Genomic DNA, 2,143 nt, shown 5'->3' with positions numbered 1-2,143 from the left:
GTTATTGACCGTAACCACACTCAGCTCCTGCACATCCGGCATGTTGATGATCTGGTTCCCGGTGCCATCGTTGGTGTGCCCGTCCATCCCGGTCTGAATTTGGTTACCGGACTGTCCAGCGAAAGAGACGTCCCACTTGCTACCCCGGCTTTGCACATTCGGCAATGTGCTCAACGGCAGCGTGGGGTAAAGAAATGTGCCGACCCACGGGGTCGTGTCGTATTTCTCTTTCGTGAACGCTCCCTGGATCTTCGACGTGTCTGTAGAGATCACGGCGGCATCCGCCTTGACTGTCACTTCCGCCCCCACCGGCCCAAGCTCGAGGGCGATGTTAATGCGACGTATTTGGCTGCTTTCGAGGATAATATTGTCTGCCACGAAGTTCTTGAACCCTGGGCTGGTGGCAGTGAGACGATAGGTGCCGCGCCGTACGTCCGGAATCTCGAATTCGCCATTCTCGTTGGTGAGAGTGGTGCGGTTGAAATTCGTTTCCAGGCTCGTGACCCGGATCTCGGCTTTAACGACCAACGCGCCGGCGGGATCGGTGACAGTGCCGCGAATGGTGGACAAGGTCAATTGCGCCATCAGTGGCGTGCAAAACGCCAGAGACGCAACAGCAACGACCTGCAATGAGAAGCGGCGTAGCTCGAACATAATACCCCCCCTTCAGGATTCCTAAAGGAACCCACTGGTGGGGTGGATGTTACATCGAACCCGACTGTGCTGTCAAGAGTGCTCGGGTCACAACGCCACCCCGTAAACCGGATTTGCGCCGGAACTCGGGGAGGGAAAGGAAAGGGGACTCGCGCTGCGGGGCGGGCATGTCCGCCTCTTCGCGAGTCGACACAGCCAATCAAGTTTGCCGTGAGTCTGTCTGACTGGAGGGATTCCATAAGGTCTCAGGAGGTTCTTGCCACCGATGTACAAGATGGGAGATGGCTAGGGTGCCTCGTTTCGGGCAGCGGTCTGACTGCCTGCCGTATTTACGGCATAATCATGGCGAGTCAACCCCCATCGGCTCAATGGGTTGCACCTGGTATGTAAGGCGCATCACTTGCGGATTCAGACACCAAGAACCCGGAGCAGCGATGCACAAGCATGAAAGCAAGGGCGGGCAGGAGAAAAGGGCGGCGTTCAGCTGTTCAGGGACGACGTGTTGGGAGCCCGTGAGGCGGGTCGGCCCAGCGGTTTTCGCGTTGGCGGCGTTGACCAAGAACGTGAAGGTCGTCGAACGCACGTCGACTACGATCAAGCGTCATTCCTGTGAGCGAGATTCAGGGTTCCACGGCGAAGTTCCGGGAAAGGCCTCGTTTCTGGGAAGTCCAACGCGCTTGCCCTGAACTAGGGGGCACCCGCCGGCAGTATCTCGGCTTCGTTTTTCAACAGCCTCCTTTGCGGCAGCGCTCGAACGTGTGTGACTCACATCGAAAAGTTCCCGGCTGTCCGACCAGCTATCGGTGGCGATCAGGGCTGGCTCGCCATCGCGCGCGCTATCGTGAACGAACCACCGCTGCTGCTCGCCGACGAGCCTACAGGAATGCTCGATAGCAAGACCGGCGAGGACATTATTCACGTCTTTCTTGGTCACGCACAATTCGAGACTGCGGCGGCGGATTCAGCGCCGCGACGCATCTGCAAGCAGTTCAAATGCCACCGGCGCCTTCCGTTACGATCGCGATCGGCGCCTGCACCTGCTTTCCCGAAGACGCCTTCGCTGCTGGCGGAACGCTTGCGTGGTTTGCCGCCTTGCTGCCCTTCTCCATCAACCCGGCCGCCAGCACGGCGGGGACATAGTCCTGCGTCTCCCGCGGAAGGGCACCCACCCGCGCCAGTTCCCAGAAATCGCGTACGCCTGTACGCTGAATGGCGGATGCCACGCGGTTCTCTCCAGCGTTGTAGGCGGCCAGAGCGAGAGGCCAGTCCCTAAACGTGTTGTAGAGGAACTTCAAATACTGTGCGGCCGCGCGCGTCGACTTTGTCGGATCAATGCGCTCGTCTCGATGCCCCGTCTGGAGTCCAAACCGCTCGGCCGTAGCGGGAATGAACTGCCATATACCGAGGGCGTTCTTCGGCGAGCGCGCGATGGGATTGTAGCCGCTTTCAACGAGTCCAACCCACATCATGTCGCGCGGAACCTCCTCTT

Annotated in this window: 2 protein-coding genes; both read right to left on the bottom strand. The window is 59.3% G+C overall.

Annotated elements, in window-relative coordinates; translation table 11 throughout:
* Window positions 1–654: carboxypeptidase-like regulatory domain-containing protein (locus tag VN622_07665; GenBank protein HWR35729.1), on the bottom strand; the 654-nt coding region annotated here is incomplete at its 3' end.
* A gap of 989 nt (window positions 655–1,643) precedes the next feature.
* On the bottom strand, window positions 1,644–2,143 hold a 500-nt coding region (locus VN622_07660; protein ID HWR35728.1), incomplete at its 5' end, for a lytic transglycosylase domain-containing protein.

The organism is Clostridia bacterium (assembly GCA_035561135.1).
In the GTDB taxonomy this organism is placed as follows: Bacteria; Acidobacteriota; Terriglobia; order Terriglobales; family Acidobacteriaceae; genus DATMYA01.
This window is presented reverse-complemented; position numbering and strand designations above follow the sequence as displayed.